The 18,354-nt window shown below is 44.6% G+C and carries 16 protein-coding genes, 4 tRNA genes and 1 other annotated feature; of the genes, 9 read left to right on the forward strand and 11 right to left on the reverse strand.

Going from position 1 to position 18,354, the window contains the following annotated elements:
* Positions 1-491: 491 nt before the first annotated feature.
* The 7 genes from LIX84_RS06035 to uvrY all read right to left on the reverse strand — a co-directional run bounded on the left by LIX84_RS06035 (position 492) and on the right by uvrY (position 4,476).
* Positions 492-567: transfer RNA gene (locus LIX84_RS06035), tRNA-Gly, on the reverse strand.
* Positions 568-580: 13 nt separating this feature from the next.
* Positions 581-667, reverse strand: a tRNA-Leu gene (locus tag LIX84_RS06040).
* A gap of 77 nt (positions 668-744) precedes the next feature.
* Positions 745-820 (reverse strand) — tRNA-Gly (locus LIX84_RS06045).
* A 37-nt stretch (positions 821-857) separates the two neighbouring features.
* Positions 858-931: transfer RNA gene (locus LIX84_RS06050), tRNA-Cys, on the reverse strand.
* Between the two features lie 462 nt (positions 932-1,393).
* Entirely contained in the window at positions 1,394-1,951 is a 558-nt protein-coding gene (gene pgsA, locus LIX84_RS06055; RefSeq protein ID WP_005394805.1) for a CDP-diacylglycerol--glycerol-3-phosphate 3-phosphatidyltransferase, read from the reverse strand.
* A 46-nt stretch (positions 1,952-1,997) separates the two neighbouring features.
* Positions 1,998-3,830, reverse strand: coding sequence for an excinuclease ABC subunit UvrC (gene uvrC, locus LIX84_RS06060; RefSeq protein ID WP_025767270.1), 1,833 nt, complete (start codon positions 3,828-3,830; stop codon positions 1,998-2,000).
* A 1-nt stretch (position 3,831) separates the two neighbouring features.
* A complete protein-coding gene (gene uvrY, locus LIX84_RS06065; protein WP_005386783.1) occupies positions 3,832-4,476 on the reverse strand; it encodes a UvrY/SirA/GacA family response regulator transcription factor in 645 nt (214 codons plus the stop codon).
* 427 nt (positions 4,477-4,903) lie between these two features.
* Between uvrY and LIX84_RS06070 the strand changes: the two genes are divergently transcribed.
* Positions 4,904-7,267, forward strand: coding sequence for a DNA polymerase II (locus LIX84_RS06070; RefSeq protein WP_226420904.1), 2,364 nt, complete (start codon positions 4,904-4,906; stop codon positions 7,265-7,267).
* Here LIX84_RS06070 and LIX84_RS06075 read toward each other — a convergent pair.
* Positions 7,264-8,031: a hypothetical protein gene (locus LIX84_RS06075; RefSeq protein ID WP_012841624.1), complete on the reverse strand. Its 768-nt coding sequence runs from the start codon at positions 8,029-8,031 to the stop codon at positions 7,264-7,266. The genes LIX84_RS06070 and LIX84_RS06075 overlap by 4 nt on opposite strands.
* A 194-nt stretch (positions 8,032-8,225) precedes the next feature.
* Between LIX84_RS06075 and efpL the strand changes: the two genes are divergently transcribed.
* Complete coding sequence (gene efpL / locus LIX84_RS06080) at positions 8,226-8,792, forward strand: elongation factor P-like protein EfpL (RefSeq protein ID WP_005376801.1); 567 nt, start codon at positions 8,226-8,228, stop codon at positions 8,790-8,792.
* Between the two features lie 2 nt (positions 8,793-8,794).
* A complete protein-coding gene (locus LIX84_RS06085; RefSeq protein WP_005376800.1) occupies positions 8,795-9,115 on the forward strand; it encodes an HI1450 family dsDNA-mimic protein in 321 nt (106 codons plus the stop codon).
* A 185-nt stretch (positions 9,116-9,300) separates the two neighbouring features.
* Here LIX84_RS06085 and rluB read toward each other — a convergent pair whose 3' ends face one another.
* Entirely contained in the window at positions 9,301-10,239 is a 939-nt protein-coding gene (rluB, locus tag LIX84_RS06090; RefSeq protein ID WP_005376798.1) for a 23S rRNA pseudouridine(2605) synthase RluB, read from the reverse strand.
* 546 nt (positions 10,240-10,785) lie between these two features.
* Here rluB and LIX84_RS06095 point away from each other — a divergent pair.
* Positions 10,786-11,496: a calcium-binding protein gene (locus tag LIX84_RS06095; RefSeq protein ID WP_005394815.1), complete on the forward strand. Its 711-nt coding sequence runs from the start codon at positions 10,786-10,788 to the stop codon at positions 11,494-11,496.
* Between the two features lie 104 nt (positions 11,497-11,600).
* Here LIX84_RS06095 and LIX84_RS06100 read toward each other — a convergent pair whose 3' ends face one another.
* Both LIX84_RS06100 and rnm read right to left on the reverse strand, forming a co-directional pair.
* A complete protein-coding gene (locus LIX84_RS06100; RefSeq protein WP_005376791.1) occupies positions 11,601-12,221 on the reverse strand; it encodes an L-threonylcarbamoyladenylate synthase in 621 nt (206 codons plus the stop codon).
* 185 nt (positions 12,222-12,406) lie between these two features.
* Positions 12,407-13,264 carry an RNase RNM gene (rnm, locus tag LIX84_RS06105; protein ID WP_226420905.1) on the reverse strand — a complete coding sequence of 286 codons (858 nt, stop codon included), beginning with the start codon at positions 13,262-13,264 and terminating at the stop codon, positions 12,407-12,409.
* Positions 13,265-13,359: 95 nt separating this feature from the next.
* On the opposite strand from rnm, the gene LIX84_RS06110 reads away from it, so the two are divergent.
* The 5 genes from LIX84_RS06110 (at position 13,360) to trpCF (ending at position 18,353) form a co-directional block, all read left to right on the forward strand.
* Positions 13,360-13,485 carry a trp operon leader peptide gene (locus tag LIX84_RS06110; RefSeq protein WP_005394819.1) on the forward strand — a complete coding sequence of 42 codons (126 nt, stop codon included), beginning with the start codon at positions 13,360-13,362 and terminating at the stop codon, positions 13,483-13,485.
* Positions 13,432-13,535: a sequence feature (Trp leader region), on the forward strand. (Overlaps the previous gene by 54 nt.)
* Positions 13,536-13,661: 126 nt before the next feature.
* Positions 13,662-15,227: an anthranilate synthase component 1 gene (locus LIX84_RS06115; protein WP_226420906.1), complete on the forward strand. Its 1,566-nt coding sequence runs from the start codon at positions 13,662-13,664 to the stop codon at positions 15,225-15,227.
* 16 nt (positions 15,228-15,243) lie between these two features.
* Entirely contained in the window at positions 15,244-15,852 is a 609-nt protein-coding gene (locus LIX84_RS06120; RefSeq protein WP_226420907.1) for an aminodeoxychorismate/anthranilate synthase component II, read from the forward strand.
* A gap of 37 nt (positions 15,853-15,889) precedes the next feature.
* Positions 15,890-16,900: an anthranilate phosphoribosyltransferase gene (trpD, locus tag LIX84_RS06125; protein WP_226420908.1), complete on the forward strand. Its 1,011-nt coding sequence runs from the start codon at positions 15,890-15,892 to the stop codon at positions 16,898-16,900.
* A 13-nt stretch (positions 16,901-16,913) separates the two neighbouring features.
* Positions 16,914-18,353, forward strand: coding sequence for a bifunctional indole-3-glycerol-phosphate synthase TrpC/phosphoribosylanthranilate isomerase TrpF (gene trpCF / locus LIX84_RS06130; protein WP_226420909.1), 1,440 nt, complete (start codon positions 16,914-16,916; stop codon positions 18,351-18,353).
* Position 18,354 lies beyond the last annotated feature (1 nt).

Consider the following 18,354-nt stretch of genomic DNA (forward strand, 5'->3'; position numbering starts at 1 on the left):
TATCACAAAATAAAATCTTCTGGCAACGATTTTTCATATTAGTAACAGTGACGCAAATCACAACAAAGTTCCCCCTAGTGATATTTGTACATTCATACTCATCTACAACGCTTTTCTTCTTTTCTCAAATACCTGTTATTTAAACAAATATCCTTACAATATCAGCGCCATGAACCAAAACGGTTTATGAACATACCACTCTTTAATCGTAGAACATTATTTTCAGTATCCAAGGCATTTAACAGAGCTAGTATTTACGTTACTGCTCAGCCTAAATCGATGAGTCTTTATTCACAGAACTTTGATTGACTAAACTTAAACTAGTCGGATAGGTATGGCCATGAAGTGACGTTGCTATGGCTAAAATTAACAAGGAGTTAAGTTAGTAAGCTGAAGGAGCTCAGTGCTTAAAGAAATACATCGCGAAGAAGAAATTTAAGATTTTAAGAAATACAAAAAAGGCCCAGCATTTTGATGCTGGGCCTTAAACCTGGAGCGACACACGAGGTTCGAACTCGTGACCTCAACCTTGGCAAGGTTGCGCTCTACCAACTGAGCTAGTGTCGCATTTAATATGAGATGGTGCCCCGGGCCGGACTTGAACCGGCACAACGCGAACGTCGAGGGATTTTAAATCCCTTGTGTCTACCAATTCCACCACCAGGGCACACAAATATTCTTTGTGATGCCTTTACAGAAAAGTAAAACACCATCTGATACCGCTAACGCCATATCAATAAAATTTGGAGCGACACACGAGGTTCGAACTCGTGACCTCAACCTTGGCAAGGTTGCGCTCTACCAACTGAGCTAGTGTCGCATTTATTCTCGAAAGCCATTCACTCTCAAAAGAATAATGGAGGCGCCTCCCGGAGTCGAACCGAGGTCCACGGATTTGCAATCCGCTGCATAGCCACTCTGCCAAGGCGCCTCATTTGTGAATAAAGCTAAGCTTTTTCACCCCCCTTTTGAGCTGCACTCTCTTGGGTACGGGATGCATTCTACGGATTCGAGCGATCGAGTCAACACTATTTTTATTTTTTTAAATCGTTTGACTAGAATTTGTGCGAAAGACGGTAGATTGCTTAGTTTTAATACTAAAAATCGCTTAAATACACTTGTTTATCATAAAACTTTGGCTACGCCTTACACTGCTGGCCGTGCGTTACGTGTATTGAAGCGTTAACAATCAGGAGACTCGCTTCTCTGAGACTCTCCAAGGGCAAAAACAAGACTTAGATCACATATGGAATTCTATCGAAACAGGAACTCAGATAGAAATTTCAAGCATGGCCGTTAGCAAGCATTAAAAAACGTGAGAAGCAAAGAAATGCTGTAGATTATCTTAGATACAAAAAAGCAGGCTATTAAGCCTGCTTTCTAACATCAGAATTTAATGGTGCTCTTCATTCAACAGATCGTCTTTCGCAGCAGCTAAATATTGAATCATTGACCAATATGTCAAGAAAGTTGCCACATACAAGGCCGCAAAGCCTAGCCAAACCATCCATTCATCGTAACGCCATATCAACACCCATAAGGCGAACATTTGCGAAACAGTTTTTACTTTGCCAACCCAAGATACCGCAACACTCGCTCGCTTACCGATTTCAGCCATCCACTCTCGCAATGCTGAGATAATGATTTCTCGCGCGATCATCGTTACCGCTGGAATGGTCACCCAAATTGAATGGTAATGTTCCGTGATTAAAATCAATGCCGTTGCCACTAGCACTTTATCAGCAACAGGATCAATAAACGCACCAAAACGAGAAGTTTGGCCAAGTTTACGGGCCAACATACCGTCAAGCCAGTCAGTAAAACCCGCTACCCAAAACACCATTGCTGCTGCAAACGGTGCCCATGAATAAGGCAGATAAAAGACAACCACAAAAACAGGGATTAGGAACAGTCTAAGAAGAGACAGAATGTTCGGGATATTCAAACGCATTTTATTATTCTCTTACACATTGCGGCTTAATGTTGCGCGATTTTCCTTATTGTTTCAATGCTTGGAAAATAATTTCTGCTAAAGAGTGACTTATTCCCGGTACTTTGGCGATTTCTTCGACACTTGCACGTTTAAGTTCTTGTAACCCACCCATGTACTTGAGTAACGCCTGACGTCGTTTAGGGCCAATTCCCTCAATCCCTTCAAGTGCACTCGTACGTCTGGTTTTACCTCGCTTAGCACGATGCCCCGCTATAGCATGGTTATGGCTTTCATCACGAATATGTTGAATAAGGTGCAGCGCTGGAGCATCGCTTGGTAAATGAAACTCGTCCCCATCGACTGTAATCAGCGTTTCTAAGCCTGGTTTGCGAGTGACCCCTTTCGCAATACCAATCATGATGGGACGCTTTGGCCAATCACCCCAATATTGCGAAATAATATCATGCGCACGATTTAACTGACCTTTACCACCATCGATAAAGATGATGTCGGGAATTTTCTCTACGTCCAATTGCTTCGAATAGCGGCGCTCCAACGCTTGTCCCATTGCAGCGTAATCGTCACCACCGGTAATCCCAGTGATGTTATAGCGACGATACTCCTGCTTAACGGGGCCTTCATTGTTGAACACCACACACGATGCAATCGTACTTTCCCCCATGGTATGAGAGATATCAAAACACTCCATTCGAGCAATAGACTCCAGCTTCAATGTTTCGCGAAGCGCATGAAAACGCTGATTAATCGTCATCTTGTGATTGATTTTGGTGGTAATCGCCGTTAGTGCATTTGTGTTCGAAAGCTTGAGATACCTTGCTCGAGAGCCAGTTGGCGAGGTATGGAAATGAACCTTACGACCTGCCACTTCACTTAACGCTTTCTGTATTGGCGCAATATCTTCTGCCAACTCTTGATTCAAAATAATACGAGAAGGAATCGTGCGCGCTTCGTTATGGCTCAAATAGTATTGAGTCAGAAAACTATCGAACACTTCCTGCTGGCTTGTATTTTGTGGGATTTTCGGAAAATGGCTACGGCTACCAAGCACTTTACCTTGGCGTATCATCAGGATATGAATACACGCAATACCATTCTCCTGAGCAAACCCTAGTACATCCATATCATCCATGCTGTCTTCTGAGACGTACTGCTGCTCTTGAACACGTCTAATCGCTTGGATTTGATCGCGAAATTTAGCGGCATCTTCAAAGCGCAATTGCTGACTGGCAACTTCCATTTTCTCGATCAGTTGTTTGAGTACTTGCTGGTCTTTGCCTTGCAAAAACATGCGCACAAAGCCAACCAACTCTGCGTATTCTTCATCAGAAATGATGGTATCAACGCATGGCCCTGCACAACGGCCAATTTGGTACATCAAACATGGGCGCGTTCGGTTGGAATAGACAGTGTCTTCACACTGGCGCACAGGAAATATCTTTTGCAGCAAATGCAATGTTTCTCTTACTGCACCAGAATCTGGGTAGGGGCCAAAATATTCACCTTTGCGCTTCTTGGCGCCACGGTGGATAGAAAGCCGTGGGTGCTTATGACCACTAATAAAGATATAAGGGTAAGACTTATCATCTCGCAACAACACATTGTATTTCGGCAAATACTGCTTGATGTAGTTATGCTCTAAGATGAGCGCTTCTGTCTCAGTGTGAGTCACTGTGACGTCTATTTTGGCGATATTACTGACAAGCGCGCGAGTTTTCTCACTGTCTACTTTTTTTCGAAAGTAGCTTGAAAGGCGCTTTTTTAGGTCTTTGGCTTTACCTACGTAGATTACAACAGCTTCGGCGTTGTACATTCTGTAAACGCCGGGCTGATGAGTTACTGTCTTGAGAAAGGAAGCCGAATCGAAGGGAGGATTCACACTAAAGGGTCTCGGTGTCCAGCATTCCGTGGCGGATCGCTAAGTGAGTTAACTCAACGTCACCATTAATGTCCAATTTACTAAAGAGTCGGTAGCGATAGCTGTTGACTGTCTTTGGACTTAAATTAAGTTGCTCAGAAATATCCGTTACCTTTTGGCCTTTGGTGATCATAAGCATTATCTGCAATTCACGTTCGGATAAGTCTTTAAAAGGGTTCTCAGAGGCTGGAGAAAATTGACTCAATGCCATCTGCTGCGCAATCTCTGGTGAGATGTAACGCTGCCCACTATTAACTACACGAATCGCATTCACCATTTCATCAGGGCCAGCACCTTTAGTTAAATAACCAGACGCACCTGCCTGCATCACCTTGGTTGGAAACGGGTTTTCTGTATGAACGGTAAGTACGATGATTTTCACATCAGGATTCACGCGAAGAATTTTTTTAGTGGCTTCCAAGCCACCAATTCCTGGCATGTTCATGTCCATTAAAACGACGTCAGCATGATTACTGCGACACCATTTTACTGCATCTTCACCGCTGTCAGCTTCTCCTGCTACGTTCATTCCACGGACGTCTTCAATAATACGTCGTATCCCTGTGCGAACCAGCTCGTGATCATCTACAAGGAAAACATTTATCAAACTTGTATCTCCACACTTTGTATTGGTTCTGCACCCACATAACCATTATTTGTTAAATGTGGATATCAGTATGACTGCCTATATACTAACGTAATCGACAAAAAATTGCTTTCTATGAATATGTGCTGAAACGCAAACTTTAGCAAGAACTTATTCATAAACCACTCTATTATTTTAGAGCGTGATGAGCAGAACCGAAATCTAAGAAAAGACAATTAACAACATTAAGTACAATAAATCAAGTAACTAGGTTTCATATTGCCCAGAGAAACACGCTATAACTTAAAATGACACTGCCCCTCTTGCACCAAAGGCTAACTTGTAATCACTAATTCCAGCAAAAATTTGAACCGTTTTCTTTACTGGTTATTTTTACAGTTCTTAATGTTAAACTAGCGTTCTTCAAGTTTTCTAAGGTTTCTCACATTTGAATATCCAACAAGGCTTTCTGCTTACTCGACAGGCACGAGACATCAAAGGTCAAACTCAAATCGAGCTGTGGCTTTCGACAGAAGCAGGTCCTACTCAGTTACTTATTAATGGTGAGAAGCCAGTATTTTTCATCGCTCAGAAACACTCAGAGCAAGCAAAAACACTCGCGCGAGAAAAAAACATACCCGTCGACATCCGCCTTTTGGATCTCAAAACGTTTGAACATACGCCTCTTGCTGCCTGCTATACCAATGTAACCAGAGACGCTCTCGCACTCAAAGACACATTCGCTCAAAAAGATATCACCACGTACGAAAGTGATATTCGCCTCGCCGATCGCTACCTCATGGAGCGTTTTATTAAAGGCAGTATTGAGTTTACAGGCAATGTGACTCGTACCAATGGCTACCAACGCGTCCAGAACGCAAAATGCCGTACGGGGCAATATGAGCCGAAGTTAAACGTTGTCTCGTTAGATCTAGAATGCTCTGAGAAAGGCATTCTTTACTCCATCGGATTAGACAGCGTCATGGATTCCCGCGTTATCATGATCGGAGAACCAGAACCTTCGGAGACACCGATACAATGGGTTAAGGATGAAAAAGCGCTTCTAGAAGCACTCATCGTTTGGTTTAAACAATTCGACCCCGATGTCATTGTCGGTTGGAGTGTCATTGATTTTGACTTTCGTCTGCTACACAAACGAGCAGAGTGGCACAACATGAAGCTAATGCTTGGTAGAGCAGACCAAGCCAGCTTTTTCAGAAGTTCATCTCAAAGCCAACAAGGGTTTATTTCCATTCCCGGGCGAGTTGTAATGGACGGTATCGATACGTTAAAAACGGCGACTTATCACTTTCGGTCTTGGTCATTAGAGTCTGTATCTCAAGAACTCTTAGGGGAAGGGAAAGAAATCCACAACGTTCATGACCGCATGGATGAGATCAATCGTATGTACCGCTCCGACAAACCATCGCTGGCTAAATATAATTTACAAGACTGCGTGTTAGTGAATAAGATTTTCAATCACACTCACCTGCTCGACTTTGCAATTGAACGCTCTCGCCTCACTGGTGTAGAACTGGATCGTGTAGGCGGTTCGGTTGCAGCATTCACAAACCTATACATGCCTCAGATACACCGAGCAGGCTACGTTGCCCCAAACCTACACCCTGAAAATTGGATTGCGAGCCCCGGCGGTTACGTGATGGACTCCATCCCTAACCTATATGATTCCGTTTTAGTATTGGACTTTAAGAGTCTATATCCATCGATTATTCGCTCTTTCTTGATTGATCCTATGGGTTTGGTTGAGGGGTTATTACTCGATATTGGAAAAGAAGATAATCAGGCTGTTCCTGGCTTTCGCGGTGGACAGTTCCATCGTACGAAACACTTTTTACCAGAAATGATTGAAAAGCTTTGGGCAGCACGTGATGTTGCAAAGAAGAACAATGAAAAAGCTTTTTCTCAGGCAATCAAAATCATCATGAACTCGTTTTATGGCGTACTGGGGTCATCGGGATGTCGTTTCTTTGATACTCGGTTAGCTTCTAGTATTACCATGCGCGGACATGAGATCATGAAGCAAACTAAGGTGCTGATTGAGGAGCAAGGCTATCAAGTGATTTACGGCGATACGGATTCCACATTCGTGTCGTTGAATCGACCATACAGTCAAGTAGAAGCTGACGCTGTTGGAAATCAATTAGTTGATTACATCAACTCTTGGTGGCAAGAACACCTGCGTTCTGAGTACAACCTAACATCTATGTTGGAAATCGAGTATGAAACCCATTATCGCAGATTCCTTATGCCAACGATTCGTGGCGCAGAAACTGGCTCGAAAAAGCGCTATGCGGGTTTAATCGGTGAAGGAGAGCAAGAACGGATTGTATTTAAAGGGTTAGAAAGTGCCCGTACTGATTGGACCTCGTTAGCACAGAAATTTCAAAATACACTCTATAGCATGATTTTCCATGGTGAAGATCCAAGCGACTATGTCCGAGAGATGGTTGAGAAAACTAACAACGGTGAATTTGATGAACAGTTGGTGTATCAAAAGCGACTGCGCAGAAAACTGCATGAGTATCAGAAGAACGTCCCGCCACAAGTGCGTGCAGCTCGTTTAGCGGATGAGATAAATGCCAAGCTTGGACGCCCATTACAGTATCAAAACAAAGGACGAATTGAATACATTATAACCGTGAACGGTCCTGAACCTTATGAGTACCTCAATAGCCCGATTGATTATCAACATTACATTGATAAACAACTCAAACCCGTTGCAGATGCGATTCTCCCTTTCATTGGGACGGATTTTGACAGGCTTTCAGCACCACAAATGGGGTTGTTTTAACCGATACGAAACTCTGTTTTCTGGTACTGTTTGACTAACCAATCACCAAACGCATCAATTAGCCCGATAACAGAACGCTTGGGAATACCCCGGCCAGAAAGTAAAATTTCTAGCCGCTCGATCTCAAGCTGCTTTTCAGGATGATAAGTTAAGAATACCTTGCCACATTGTATAGGGTCATCAAACCAACGTTTATCTCGATACATCACCAAAGAGTATGACGCTCTTAGTAACTTTTTAGCAATCACGCGCTGGGCGGCCACCTGCTCTTCTATCGTCTTCGCTTGGACGATTTTTTTGCGATACACCGTAATCCAATCTTCCACATCCATATTCCAGTGCTTAGCAATTTCCCAACTTGGGACGTAATCACCAAAACAGTCTGCTAGATCATCACCATAAACACAGACACAGCAATGCTTAAGCATAAAGCCCCAAGTGAAAATACTATCTAAATTAGCTACTTCGCTCACTAAGGCTGTACGGACCGATACACCATTAACTTGAGGGTAACTCTGCTGCGCACGCCACTTAATTGTGTTGAGCAAAGTCGCGCGATTGTGCTCAAAGGATGATTGAGTAACGACAACCAGGTCTAAGTTCGACCTCCCAGCGACCGCTGTTTTGCGAGCGACGCTACCATACACATAAACGCTGTGTAAGTTTTGCCCCAGTCCACCTTTGAGACAAGCGGTGACTTCTCTAATTAAAGGCGCAAACTCTGGTTGAAATGGTTGTTTAGGATCGATAACAGGCAGAGACATGACTTAAAACGTGATCTCAGATGGTTCAAGAAGTTGAGCTATATGTTCTCTTAGCCGACTCACTGAATCAAGTCCATTCAGGTGTTTAGTCATGGGAGTAACAACAAATTTCTGCAATGAATTTTAATGCTAGGCGGCTAACTTAGCGCTATAATCACCGAGTTTTGCTTAATAAGTATGAATAGGAATATACAATGCCAAAGGCAAGTGAAATCAAAAAAGGCTTCGCAATCGAGTCTAATGGTAAAACTCTTCTAGTTAAAGACATCGAAGTAACGACTCCTGGCGGTCGTGGCGGCGCTAAAATCTACAAAATGCGTTGTACAGATCTAAACACGGGCGCACGTGTAGATGAGCGTTACAAGTCTGATGACGTTGTTGAAACGGTAGAAATGAACAAACGTGCAGTTGTGTACTCATACGCTGACGGCGATGAGCACATCTTCATGGATAACGAAGACTACTCACAATACACATTCAAGCACAATGAAGTTGAAGACGACATGCTGTTCATCAACGAAGATACACAAGGTATCCACATTATCCTTGTTAACGGTGCTGCTGTGGGTATTGAACTACCATCTTCTGTTGAGCTAGTGATTGAAGAAACTGACCCGTCAATCAAAGGTGCTTCTGCATCTGCTCGTACTAAACCAGCACGCTTCGCTTCAGGTCTTGTCATCCAGGTTCCTGAGTACATTGCAACTGGTGACCGTGTTATCATTAACACAGCTGAACGTAAATACATGAGCCGAGCATAAGCATGTCTGATTTGATTTCTTACGACGACGTCATCGACGCAGCGTACGACATTTTCCTTGAAATGGCTCCAGATAATCTAGAGCCTGCTGACGTGATTCTGTTTACTGCGCAATTTGAAGATCGTGGTGCCGCAGAACTTGTTGAAACTGGTGATGACTGGGTTGAACATGTTGGCTTTGAGATCGACAAAGAAGTATATGCAGAGGTTCGTATCGGCCTAGTAAATGAGGAAAATGACGTTCTTGATGACGTATTTGCTCGTATGCTAATCAGCCGAGACCCTGAACATAAGTTCTGCCATATGCTTTGGAAACGCGATTAACGTTTCTTCATCATGAACAAAAATACCAGCCTAGTGCTGGTATTTTTTTATCTGCTGTTTTGTTTAGCTGCGATATTTGTTTATCCAAACACCCTTCTCTATATCGGCTTTAGATCCTTTCGCTATGTAACAGATAAGAAAAAGGCTTGCCGAATTGGCAAGCCTTTCTGATGTTTTGCTATCGATTAACGATGCTTGTTACGTGCGCCTTGGTCACCAGCAGTCTTCTTCGGCTTACGACGAGAAGGGTTGTTACTGCGACCTTTTGGCGTGTTAACACGCTCTTCATGGCGCTTAACTGCGCGACGAATTTTTTGGCTGCGTGCACGCTCACGTTTGCGTGACGTGTTGTCTTTGTTCAGATCAAGCATGGTTTCTTTCTCTGGACGAAGCTCTACAAGCTCACGCAAGTAGTTTACTTCTTTCAGGTCAAGCTCCATCCAACCGCCACGAGGCAGTTTCTTGTCTAAGAAGATGTCGCCGTAACGAACACGTTTCAGACGACTAACGGTACACTCTTGCGATTCCCATAGTCGACGAACTTCGCGGTTACGACCTTCGTTGATAACAACGTAAAACGTGTGGTTCATGCCTTCACCACCCGCGTAAACAACATCTTCAAAGCGAGCTAAACCGTCTTCCAGTTCAACACCTTTTACTAGATTACGAACTTTCTGTTCAGTTACTTCACCGAACACACGTACTAGGTATTCACGTTCAACTTGGCGGCTTGGGTGCATTAAGCGGTTCGCCAGTTCACCATCCGTTGTGAAAAGCAGAAGACCAGAAGTGTTCGCATCCAGACGACCAACTGAAATCCAACGAGAGCCACGAATTTTTGGCAGACGATCAAAAACAGTACGACGACCTTCTGGATCGTGACGAGTACACAGTTCACCCTCGGGTTTGTAGTACGCAAGTACACGACAAATCACTTCTTCTTGAATCTTTGCAGAGACAATGTGACCATCGATACGAACTACGCTGCTCTCGTCTTCAAGTCTTTCACCAAGCTTAGCGACTACACCGTTCACGCTAACGCGACCAGATTTAATTAACGATTCAATCTCACGACGAGAACCGTGACCAGCACGTGCTAATACTTTTTGTAACTTTTCGCTCATTTATCTACCTATGTGTCGTCTTCACAGACGTCTAGACCAGGATTGGTCTGTATTTTGCTAATTACCCATTTCAGTGGGATTTTTCGGTCCGACATTATACGTAACTTTCTCAGTTAATGTAAGCTAAATCGGCGCCATTCTCCACACCCAAAATTCACTTTAAAACGTCGAAAATATTTACTCTATTCTGCAACTTTTTTCCTACTTAATACTGATATTGCCTAGCGAGAATCCCACTAATATCGGTCTTCCCGAGCCACTTTAACCGTGCAGTACCTGATAAAATTGTCAGGGTTACAACGATAACCACTTGGGGTGTGTTTACTGTTCGTGTTGCTTTAAAAGCAACGAAGAATAAACAGTCCCAGTTTGCTGCTAAGTAATACCAATCATCGTGGATAAATGAGCACTCATAGCAAGAAAGAAGCATCGGTAAGTCACTATTTACTATTAAAAATGACGCTAACGTTATCGTGTATTTTAACTAGCTAGATTGGCTCTGCATTTTCGGCGATTGGCATAAATCAGACAAAAAGGAATAGAACAATGTCTATGCTAAATCTAGACCTAAATTGGATTTTTGGGACATCTCAAGATGACGATATGACCGGTACAAAAGGGTCTGAAACAACCGATATTTTCTTCGGCTTCTGTGGTGATGATAAGTTCGTAGGATACGGAGGCAATGATGTTGTCTTCGGGGGCTGGGGAGACGATACCTTGCTCGGTGGCCGAGGAAACGACTTTGTTTCTGGCGGCTTTGGCAACGACTTCCTATCGGGCGGATTAGGAAATGACAAGCTCTTTGGTGGCTGTGGCGATGATACAATTTTTGATTACTCAGGCAACAACTACTTGAGTGGTGGTTGGGGTAACGACACGCTCGTCGTTGGCGATGGTGAATCAGTACTGAGCGGCGGCTGTGGAGACGACACTTTTGTGCTTACAAACCGCCTGGCTATTGGCGTACCCGATCAACCTGTATCTTCCAACGATATTGATATTAAAGCCGATATTGTCGATTTTAATATTTTTCATGACAAACTTGTCTTCGATATGGGCAGAGACACCGACAATGATGGCATTCGCGATACGTTCTTAGATTCAGCGGATGATCTTACTTTATCTTACAACGAGTGTGGTTGGGCGGTATTCTCTAGTGATGAATACAATGTTGAAGTGACACTAAACGGCGTGAGCTCTGCATACATCAACTATGCTGAACAAAATGGTATCGACATTTTCGATTTCGCTTAATCTCAATCAGCGAAGTTCGCTGAGATACTAAATAATAAGAAACTAAAATAGGAGGCGCGATGCCTCCTATTTTGTTTGACGGTGGTGTACGTCTATTAATCGAATTATTCGAATGGTGCCGGGTCACCTGATCCCAAACGCACCACAACAGGTTCACCTTCGCTAAAGTCAATGACGGTCGTAGGTTGTTCACCTAAGTAACCGCCATTAAGAATCACATCAACCGCATGTTCTAGTTTATCGCGAATATCTTCCGGATCAGACTCTGTTACGTCACTGCCAGGTAGGATCAACGACGTAGACATCATCGGTTCACCTAATGCTTCCAACAAGTCCAAGGCAATTTGATTGTCTGGAACACGGATACCGATGGTCTTACGTTTCGCGTTCATCAAACGACGCGGCACTTCTTTCGTGCCTTTGAAGATGAAGGTGTAAGGACCTGGTGTGTTGTTTTTCAGTAGTCGGAATGCAGAGTTATCCACTCGCGCATATAAAGAAAGCTCCGACAAATCACGACACAATAAAGTAAAGTTATGCTTATCATCCAGACGACGGATCTGACAGATTCGTTCCAGTGCCTGTTTGTTCTCCAACTGACAGCCAAGTGCGTACCCTGAATCGGTAGGGTACACCACAACGCCGCCGTTACGAATGATTGCTACTGCTTGATTAATCAAGCGAGCCTGTGGGTTTTCTGGGTGAACGTAAAAAAACTGGCTCATTGTAATTCCTCATTATCGAGCCTCTCGGCTCTATATTCTTATATGGAGCTTGAATGCCGCCTTGTTGTGCTTTATCAAGTGACTTCAAGATTCAAAGTGTTGTTCAGTTCCAACGACAAGGAAAGCCACATTAATACCCAATATACACTTTCCAGTTATTTGATGCTGAAACCCACGCTTTGAGGTTACTTTGATATATCCAACGAAGGATCAATACCCCAATCTTTCCAAACTGGTTCGACGCCTGCGGGCAACCAAAGGTTCCTTCCTAGCTCCATCCAAGGGGATGGGTAGTGAAAATCACTGCCTTGAGACGCTAATAGTTTGTATTTTATAGCATAATCAGCCAAGTTGCGCCTTTCTTGTTGCGCTTGCTGCGGCTGTGCAACTTCCATCGCATCACCGTTTGCTTCTACAAACGCTGCTAGAAGACGCTTAATCCACTTCGCTGTCAACTTATATCTTCCAGGATGCGCCAATACCGCCATCCCACCAGCCGCATGGATAGCATCAACCGCATCTTTCATCGAGCACCAATTCGGTGGTACATAACCTGGGTTATTACGCGTTAGGTATTTTTTAAACACCATTTGCATGGTTTTTGCGTAACCATTATCCACCAACCATTTCGCGAAGTGCGCTCTCGTAACAGGCGCATCACCGGCGATCTGCCTTACCTCTTCGAGCACGCCTTCCCGAGTTGCTTTTTGTAGTCGCTCTGCAATCAACTCTGACCTTGTTATGCGATGCTGCTTCTGCTGCTCGATGAGGGCGGATAATTGTTCATTTTCCGGATCGATATTCAAGCCGACAATATGAATGTCTTTGTTTTGCCAGACAGTCGATATCTCAATGCCGTTGATAATTTTGATCGGTAAATTATTGTCTTGAACGTGTTGCTTGGCTAACGCCAAACCGTCAACCGTATCGTGATCAGTGATCGCCAAAACCTCGATATCAAAACTCAGCGCCCTTTCCACTAAATCTTTAGGCTCTAACCGACCGTCCGATGCAGTGGTGTGACTATGTAAATCAATTCTCATATTTTTATCGTTTTAATGCTGTTTTGGGGTTGACTTTTTACTCTCGCACCAGTTAACTAGTACACAAATACAAAGTACGTAATTTAAGGTTCACCATGTTACAAGAATTTAACCAAAACCAAAAAGCGAAAGTTGCGGTTTGTCTTAATAAGACAAACTCATCAGATCTTGCTTGGTGGCGCACTTGGACTAGTTCTTGGTGGGCAAACGTATACTTCTAGTTTATAGAACCAAACGTTGTAAAGCCCGCTACTTAAGCGGGCTTTTTTGTTTTGTTGCTCATTTCACATTCAACTGCCTAAACATTAATCGAATATGGCTAACTCTAGATTGGGAGAACGTTTGCTTTATGCGACTATGTACGGCAGGAAGATTTAGACAGCTACAAGGAGGTCTTGTGAATAAGGCCATAGAAATCAAGAAACTTGGATGCCTAGAAGTATTAAAGACTTCGGTTCCTTACACTCAAGACCCAACACGTTTGTTCCATACCATTTGTGAGAACAAAAGAGATAGCTTGCTTCTCGAATCCGCTGAAATTGATTCGAAACAGAATCTAAAATCACTTTTAATCGTAGATTCAGCGGTGCGCATCGTTTGTTACGGCCACACTGTAAACATGCAGGCGTTAACCAACAACGGTAAAAACCTACTGTCTCACCTAAACCAGAACATCCGTGGTGACGTTGAAAGTAAGTTCGATGGCGAAACGCTGACTTTGGAGTTTAGCCAGCCATGCGACACGTTAGATGAAGACTCTCGCCTACGTGAAGCTTCTTCTTTTGACGCGCTACGTTTAGTGCAACACAGCTTCGATGTTTCACAGCAAGACAAACACGCGATTTTCCTTGGCGGTCTGTTTGCCTACGACTTAGTCGCAAACTTCGAGCCGCTTGGTAATGCAAAAGCAACCAATCAATGTCCAGATTACGTTTTCTACATAGCGGAAACATTGCTTGTTGTCGACCATCAAACGGAATCTTGCCAGCTTCAAGCTACATTGTTTGTGGATGATTCAGAAAAACTAGCGCTAGAGACTCGCATCGCAGAAATCAGCGCTCAATGTGCGGCGCCAAAGTTACTTCCAAATGCAGAGCAAATCGCCGACGTAACGGTAGAACCTAGCGTATCTGATTCAGACTTCTGTCAAATCGTTCGCGACTTAAAAGAGTTCGTAGTGAAAGGCGATGTGTTCCAAGTCGTACCATCTCGCCGATTCACTCTACCTTGCCCTTCTCCACTCGCTGCTTACAAAGAACTGAAACAAAGTAACCCAAGCCCTTACATGTTCTACATGCAAGATGAGCTGTTCACTTTGTTTGGCGCATCACCAGAAAGCGCGCTTAAATACGAAACCGACACCAACCAAATTGAAATCTACCCAATTGCAGGCACACGTCGCCGTGGTAAACGCCTGAATGGAGAGATCGATTTCGACCTAGATAGCCGCATCGAACTTGAACTGCGCACCGACATGAAAGAAAACGCAGAACACATGATGTTGGTTGACTTGGCACGTAACGACGTCGCTCGTATTGCTCAAGCTGGCACTCGCCACGTAGCAGACCTTCTAAAAGTCGACCGCTACAGCCACGTTATGCACTTGGTATCTCGTGTGGTTGGTCAACTGCGTGAAGACCTAGACGCGCTGCACGCATACCAAGCATGTATGAACATGGGCACGCTCACTGGTGCACCAAAGATTCGTGCAATGCAGTTGATTCGCGATGTAGAAGGCGCACGACGCGGCAGCTACGGCGGTGCTGTGGGTTACCTTACAGGCGAAGGAACATTAGATACTTGTATCGTGATCCGCTCAGCTTACGTTGAGAACGGCATTGCTCAAGTTCAAGCTGGTGCTGGCGTGGTGTTCGACTCTGATCCGCAAGCGGAAGCAGACGAAACGCGCGGTAAAGCGCAAGCGGTAATCTCTGCTATCCAAGCAGCGCATAAGTCACAATAAGGAATAGGGTTCAGAGATGGCTAATATCATTTTTATCGATAACTTTGACTCGTTCACCTACAACCTTGTGGATCAGTTCCGCTCGCTAGGTCACTCAGTCAAGATTTACCGAAACAACATTTCAGCAGAAACTATCGAACAAGCGGTAAACGAGCTTGAAAACCCAGTGGTTCTGCTATCACCAGGTCCTGGTGCACCGTCAGAGGCAGGCTCAATGCCAGAGCTTATCCAACGCATGAAAGGCAAAGTACCGATGATCGGCATTTGTCTTGGTCACCAAGCGATTGTCGAAGCGTACGGCGGCACCGTTGCTGGCGCGGGCGAAATTATTCACGGCAAGGTCTCTATGATGGAGCACCAAAACCATGCGATTTACCAAAACCTACCATCACCACTTGCGATTGCACGTTACCACTCGCTGGTTGCGACCAAAGTTCCTGAGAGTCTAACCATCACGGCAGAAGTGGATGACTTGGTGATGTCTGTTGTACATGAAGAAGATAAAGTTTGCGGGTTCCAGTTCCACCCGGAATCTATTATGACGACCTACGGAGCAACACTGTTGGCCAATGCCATTGAATGGGCACTTGAAGAACAAACTTCAGTGAACCCACTCACTGCTTAACAAGCACTTGGCACATAAGAAATTTAGGAGAGGAAATATGGAAGCAATCATCAACCCTATTATTACCAAACTGTACGAGCAAGAATCGCTTACTCAGGAAGAGAGCCAACAGCTGTTTGACATCATCATCCGTGGTGAACTAGACCCAATGTTAATGGCGTCAGCACTGACTGCACTAAAAATCAAAGGCGAGACACCGGATGAAATTGCAGGCGCGGCGAAAGCACTGCTGGCAAACGCAAACCCATTCCCTCGCCCAGATTACGATTTCGCAGATATCGTAGGTACTGGCGGCGACGGTCACAACACCATCAACATTTCAACCACTGCGGCGTTTGTTGCTGCTGCATGTGGGCTAAAAGTAGCGAAACACGGTAACCGCAGCGTTTCAAGCAAGTCTGGTTCTTCTGACCTTCTTGATTCATTTGGTATCAACCTAGCTATGAGCGCAGAAGATACGCGCAAAGCGGTAGACGACATCGGTGTTGCTTTCCTATTTGCACCTCAATACCACGGTGGTGTGCGCCATGCGATGCCAGTGCGTCAAACCATGAAAACACGCACCATCTTTAACATTCTTGGCCCACTGATTAACCCTGCTCGTCCTAATATCGAATTGATGGGCGTTTACAGTGAAGAACTGGTTCGTCCTATCGCAGAAACCATGCTACAAATGGGTATGAAGCGCGCCGCTGTAGTACACGGCAGTGGCTTGGATGAAGTGGCGATTCACGGTGAAACAACCGTTGCCGAAATCAAAGACGGTAAGATCACAGAATACAAACTAACGCCTGCAGACTTCGGTCTAGAAGCACACCCACTAGAAGCGATCAAAGGTGGCGATCCTGAAGAAAACAAAGCGATCATTACCAATATTCTGACAGGTAAAGGTACAGACGCACAATTGGGCGCAGTGGCAGTGAACGTAGCTCTGCTAATGCGTCTATTCGGCCACGAAGATTTAAAAGCCAACACGCAACAAGCGATTGAGGCAATGAATTCAGGCAAGGCGTACCAATTGGTACAACAACTTGCCGCACACGCTTAAGGAATTGAAGAAGATGACTGACTTCAACACTCAGCAAGCTGACAACCTGTCTGAACACGTTTCTAAGAAAGAAGCAGAAATGGCAGAAGTACTGGCGAAAATTGTGCGCGACAAATATCAGTGGGTAGCAGACCGTAAGGTGTCTCAACCGCTAAGCACATTTCAGTCTGATTTGCTTCCATCGGACCGCAGCTTCTACAATGCTCTGGGTGGCGAAAAGACGGCATTCATCACCGAATGTAAGAAGGCATCTCCTTCCAAAGGTCTGATTCGTGATCACTTCGACTTGGATTACATTGCATCGGTTTACAACAACCATGCCGATGCGATTTCAGTCCTAACAGACGAAAAGTACTTCCAAGGTAACTTTGACTTTCTTCCTCAAGTGCGTGGTCAAGTCAAACAACCGGTTCTGTGCAAAGACTTCATGGTAGATACCTACCAAGTTTACCTAGCGCGTCATTACAGTGCTGATGCTGTCTTGCTAATGCTGTCTGTCCTCAATGATGAAGAGTACAAAGCCCTAGAAGAAGCAGCACACAGCCTGAACATGGGTATCCTGACCGAAGTCAGCAACGAAGAAGAGCTTCATCGTGCGGTTAAGTTAGGAGCGCGTGTTATCGGAATCAATAATCGTAACTTGCGCGACCTAAGTACTGATTTGAATCGTACTAAAGAATTGGCACCGACCATTCGCGAACTGGCACCAAACGCGACGGTAATTTCAGAGTCTGGCATTTATACGCATCAACAAGTTCGTGATTTAGCGGAATACGCAGACGGCTTCTTGATTGGTAGTTCGCTGATGGCGGAAGACAACCTTGAACTTGCAGTACGCAAAGTCACGTTGGGCGAAAACAAAGTGTGTGGCTTAACGCATCCAGATGACGCAGCAAAAGCATATCAAGCTGGTGCGGTATTTGGTGGCCTGATTTTTGTCGAGAAGTCGAAGCGTGCAGTTGACCTTGAAAGTGCTCGCTTAACCATGAGCGGTGCCCCATTGAACTACGTAGGCGTGTTCCAAAATCACGATATCGATTTTGTTGCTTCTGTCGTGACCTCTTTGGGTTTAAAAGCGGTGCAACTGCACGGTCAAGAAGACCAAGCTTACGTAAACCAACTCAAAGCCAAACTACCAGCAGCGGTAGAAATTTGGAAAGCTTATGGCGTGACTGATGCGAAGCCAGAACTACTTGCAGACCACATTGACCGCCATCTACTAGATGCGCAAGTTGGCACTCAAACTGGCGGAACCGGTCAAGTGTTCGACTGGTCACTGATCGGCGACCCAAGTCAAATTATGCTAGCAGGCGGACTGTCGCCAGAAAATGCTCAACAAGCAGCGACACTAGGTTGCTTGGGGTTAGATTTAAACTCTGGTGTAGAAAGTGCACCAGGCAAAAAAGATTCACAGAAGTTGCTTGCGGCATTCACCGCCATTCGCAACTACTAAA

The sequence above is a fragment of the Vibrio sp. E14 genome, from assembly GCF_020515785.1.
GTDB classification, from domain to species: domain Bacteria; phylum Pseudomonadota; class Gammaproteobacteria; order Enterobacterales; family Vibrionaceae; genus Vibrio; species Vibrio diabolicus.